The following is a 4,292-nucleotide window of genomic DNA, read 5'->3' on the forward strand; positions in this document are numbered from 1 at the left end:
TGCACGGTCGCGGGCGCGACGGGCACGCCGCGGCGGGCCGTGCTCGCGGTGCGCGGCGACACCGTCGTCGTCGAGGTCGCGAACACCTGCGGGCTGGCCACGCTGCCCGGTGGGCGCGGACAACCGCTGGACGCGTCGAGTCTCGGTCTGGGGCAGGCGATTCGGCAGGCGCTGCGGTGCGGGCCGCGCCGCGTGGTGCTGGCGCTGGGCGGTAGCGCGAGCACCGACGGTGGCATGGGGTTGCTCACCGCGTTCGGCTTTCGCTTCCTCGACGCCGCCGGACGGGTGCTGCCGCCGAGCGGGCGGGCGCTGCTGGACATCGCCGCGATCGATACCGCCGCGGCGGTGCGTCTTCCGCCGATCGATCTCGTCGTCGCCTCCGATGTCACCAACCCGTTGTTCGGGCCTGAGGGCGCGGCCGCCGTGTACGGCCCGCAGAAGGGGGCCGACTCGGCGGAGGTGCGTCTGCTGGATCGGGGGCTGCGTCACCTGGTGGAAGTGTTGTCCCGCAGCGGGTTTCCCGAATCAGGTGCTCTGGCGCAGGCCTCCGGCGCGGGCAGTGCCGGTGGGATCGGGTTCGCCGCATTGCTGCTCGGCGCCCGGATGACCTCGGGCGCGGACTTCTTCCTGGACCTGCTGGACTTCGATCGGCACTGCGCGGCGGCGGATCTGGTGATCACCGGCGAAGGGTGCCTCGACGCGCAGACCGAGCACGGCAAGCTGCCCGTGGTGGTGGCCCGGCGAGCCGGGCCCGTTCCGGTCGTCGCGGTGGCCGGGCGCAGCGAGTTAGACCGAACCCGTTGGGGTCGCGAGGGTTTCGCCGAGATCTATGCCCTGAGCGACTACACCGATCGGGATACCGCGAGCGACGGCGCGCTGAGCGCCGAGCTGCTCGTGCGCATCGGCCGCGAGATCGGACACTCGCCCTTGTCGGCGTGCGCGCTCAGTTCGCCAGATCCACGGTGACGAGCCGGTATCCGAGGTCCAGACTCGACCGCTCCGACAGGTCGGCGTAGCGGGTGTGCCACGCACCGGTCGCCAGATCCCGCCGCAGCCACGCCAACCCTTGGCGCAGCAGCGGTTCCGGGGTGAGGGCCAGCATCGACATGCCCGCCCGCACGGTCTCGTCGAGATACGCTTCGGGTCTGCGCCAATAAGCGCCGCCGAAGCCGTCCACGCAGTCGTGCGGGACCGGGATCGGCTGTACCGCAGGCTTTTTCAACACTGCGGTGAGCCGGTCCAGCGAGACGGCGAGTCTCGCGTCCGTCTCGGCGGCGGCCGGAAGGTAGTCGCGGACCAGCCAGAACCGCCGGAACACCGCGTGATCCCAGGTGAGGATGGCGATGCGGCGGCGGGCGACCCGCGCCATCTCGGCGAGGCCGCGCTCGAGACCGGTCCAGTGGTGGATCGTCAGCACGGCCAGCGCCGCATCGACCGAGTCCGTCCGTGCCGGTAGGTGTTCGGCGGTCGCGCGCACCGCGGGGGCCGCGTCGTCCGGGCGCTGGGCGATCATCACCCGGCTCGGCTCCACCGCGAGCACCGTCCGGCTCGGCTCGTAGGAGCCGGTGCCCGCGCCCACGTTCAGCACGGTGGCCATGCCGTGCAGCGCGGCGTCGATCGCGTCGGCGATGCGCGGGTCCGGGCGACGGGTCAGCGCGTAGGTCCGACCCGTCGCGTCATAGACGGTCATCGTGGTGTGCCGCATGGGTGTGCCATGGTCGGACACTACCGCGAGCGGCAGGGTGTTCAGGCCTTCCAGCGGGCGTTCAGTTCGCGCTCGGCGTCGGCGGTCAACGCGCCGAGGACGCGCAGCCGGGCGATGCCGCCGTCCGGGTAGATGTCCAGGCGGACATGGGTCGCCGGGCGATCCGACGGCGGGAGCCGGAACCGGTGCGGGGTGTCGGGTTGCAGCGTTGTCCTGGACAGCAATTCGAACCAGGCGGGGTCGTCGGTGGACGGAAGCGGTCCCGGCCCACGGTGATCGATGGCCAGCACGCGGGCCTCGCCCGGGGCGTTGAAGAGCAGGTTGGTGGTGTCCAGCTCGATCAACGCGGGCACGCCCTGGGCGGCGAGTTCGATGACGGCCCAGTCGTTTCCGTTGTCGCGGCGGCGCGCCGTCTCCCACCCCTCGGCCTGGTTGCGCGCGAGGCCGGGCGAGAGCATGTTGTCGGGCGCGGAGTAGAACATGTTGGAGCAGGCCACCGTTCGGGCGCCGTGCTCCAGGGCCGCGAGATCGACGGTGAGCCCGGTGAGCAGCGCCGGGTCCGGCACCACCTCGCCGTGCACGCGCAGCCGCGCGACGCCGCCGTCCGGGTAGATATTGAGCCGGACGTGGGTGAAGACGCGATCGTCGGAGACCGGGAAGTCGTGCTCGGCGTCGCCGCTCAGCGGGCTGCGCGGCACGATCTCCACCCAGTCGGCCGAATCCAGTTGCGCGGGTGACGGATAGCCGGTGGCGCGGCACGCCTCGAGGGAGGTGAACGGCGGGTAGTTGCCCTTGAACCACGCCGTGTCGACCACGACACCGCGGATCACGCCGGGCATGCCGAGCCGGATGACGGCCCAGTCGTGGCCGGGGCCGCGGTGGCGGCGGGTCTCCCAGCCGTCGTACTCCTGGCCCTTCGGCCCGAAGGTGTGCTCGGCGAAGCGGGGTCGCCACGGGTTGATGAGATTCTCGCGCTCCTCGAACGACTCGTCGCTCGCGGCGATCACCCCCGCGCGGTGGGTACGCAGCGCCAGGTCGGGCAGGCCGGTGAAATCAGACATTGTTTCCTATCCGGTTGTGGTGCAAGGAGATCAGGCGGCCCGCGGGCGGGTGGCCGTTGCCGACGACGCGGCCGCGCAGCCAGGTGGCGTGGACCAGGCCGCGCAGCTCGCGGCCGCCGTAGGGCGTGATCGGGTTCTTGTGCGCGAGCGCGCCGGGATCGACGGTGATCGAGGCCCACGGATCGAAGGCGACCAGGTCGGCGTCGCAGCCGACCGCGATCCGGCCCTTGTGCGGCAGCCCGGCCAGCGCGGCGGGCGCGGCCGCCATCCACTCGACCACATCGGTGAGCCGGAAACCGCGCTCGGCGGCGGCGGTCCACACGGCGGGCAGGCCGATCTGCAGCGACGCGATGCCGCCCCAGGCGGTCGCGAAGTCGCCCTCTTTCAGGTCGGGGGTGCACGGCGAGTGGTCGGAGACCACGCACGACAGCACGCCGTCGGCCAGGCCTTGCCACAGCGCGTCCTGGTTGCCCGCGTCGCGGATCGGGGGGCAGCACTTGAACGCGGTGGACGACGCCTCGGCCGCCGAGAGGGTGAGGTAGTGCGGACAGGTCTCCGCGGTGATGCGGACGCCGCGCGCCTGCGCCGCGGCCAGCGGCTCCAGGCAGGCGGCCGCCGAGACGTGCAGGATGTGCGCGCGCACGCCGGTCAGCTCGGCCAGCGCGATAACCTCTTGCACCGCGGCCTTTTCCGACTCCCCCGGCCGCGAGTCCAGGAAGGCCCGGTACGACCCGTCGACCGGATCGTGCAGCCGCACAGGGTCTTCGGCGTGCACCACGAGCAGCCCGTCGAACTCGGCGAGCTCGCGCATCACCCGCTCCACCTCATCGAGGCCGAGTGGCGGGAACTCGTCCACCCCGGAGGGTGAGAGGAAGCATTTGAAGCCGACCACGCCCGCCTCGTGCAGCGGCCGCAGGGCGGGCAGGTTACCGGGGATCGCGCCGCCCCAGAAGGCGACGTCGACGTGGCATTGCCCCTGCGCCACAGCCTGTTTCGTCGCCAGGTGGGGCACGGTCACCGTCGGCGGCAGCGAGTTGAGCGGCATGTCGACGATCGTCGTCACCCCGCCCGCCGCCGCGGCCTTGGTCGCGGTGGCGAAACCCTCCCACTCGGTGCGCCCCGGCTCGTTGACGTGCACGTGCGAATCCACCAGGCCCGGCAGCACGACGAGGTCGGCGAGGTCGGTGGTGGCCGCCGCGTCGAGCACGGCGTCGTAGTCCGCCAGCGCGGCGATCCTGCCGTCGCGCACGGCGATCGACGCGGCGCGAACTCCCTCCGGCAGGGCGACCCGCCGGGACCGGATGACCAGATCATGCATGCGCGCTCGCTCCCAGCCAGGCCCCGGCGATCTCGCCGGCGAGCCGTTCCAACAGGGGTCCGGCCTGCGCCATGCAGACCTCGGGATCGGGTTCCACATCGGTCAGCGCGTACGCCCGCTCGATGTCGGCGCGGCGCAGCTGCTCGCCGGACAGCGAACGCTGCCCCGGCCACCGCGACCACCGGCACCGCGGCGGCGGCCGCCACCC

Annotated in this window: 4 protein-coding genes and 1 pseudogene; 1 reads left to right on the plus strand and 4 read right to left on the minus strand. The window is 72.5% G+C overall.

The window, feature by feature from the left end; genetic code table 11:
* Positions 1-966: glycerate kinase (locus tag ON39_RS34580; protein ID WP_040740515.1), on the plus strand; the 966-nt coding region annotated here is incomplete at its 5' end.
* On the opposite strand, the gene ON39_RS34585 is transcribed toward ON39_RS34580, so the two are convergent.
* From ON39_RS34585 to ON39_RS34600, 4 genes and pseudogenes are all read right to left on the minus strand, one after another.
* Positions 944-1,705, minus strand: coding sequence for a class I SAM-dependent methyltransferase (locus tag ON39_RS34585; protein ID WP_246003257.1), 762 nt, complete (start codon positions 1,703-1,705; stop codon positions 944-946). The two genes, ON39_RS34580 and ON39_RS34585, sit on opposite strands and share 23 nt — an antisense overlap.
* Before the next feature lie 41 nt (positions 1,706-1,746).
* Positions 1,747-2,766, minus strand: a complete 1,020-nt coding sequence (gene alc, locus ON39_RS34590) for an allantoicase (protein WP_040740516.1) — start codon at positions 2,764-2,766, stop codon at positions 1,747-1,749.
* A complete protein-coding gene (gene allB, locus ON39_RS34595) occupies positions 2,759-4,084 on the minus strand; it encodes an allantoinase AllB (RefSeq protein ID WP_040740517.1) in 1,326 nt (441 codons plus the stop codon). Before allB ends, alc begins: the two co-directional genes overlap by 8 nt.
* Positions 4,077-4,292: pseudogene (locus tag ON39_RS34600) on the minus strand (hypothetical protein); the annotation flags it as partial. The pseudogene ON39_RS34600 and the gene allB, both read right to left, overlap by 8 nt.

Origin of the sequence: Nocardia tenerifensis NBRC 101015 (genome assembly GCF_000308715.1) — a bacterium.
Taxonomy (GTDB): Bacteria; Actinomycetota; Actinomycetes; order Mycobacteriales; family Mycobacteriaceae; genus Nocardia; species Nocardia tenerifensis.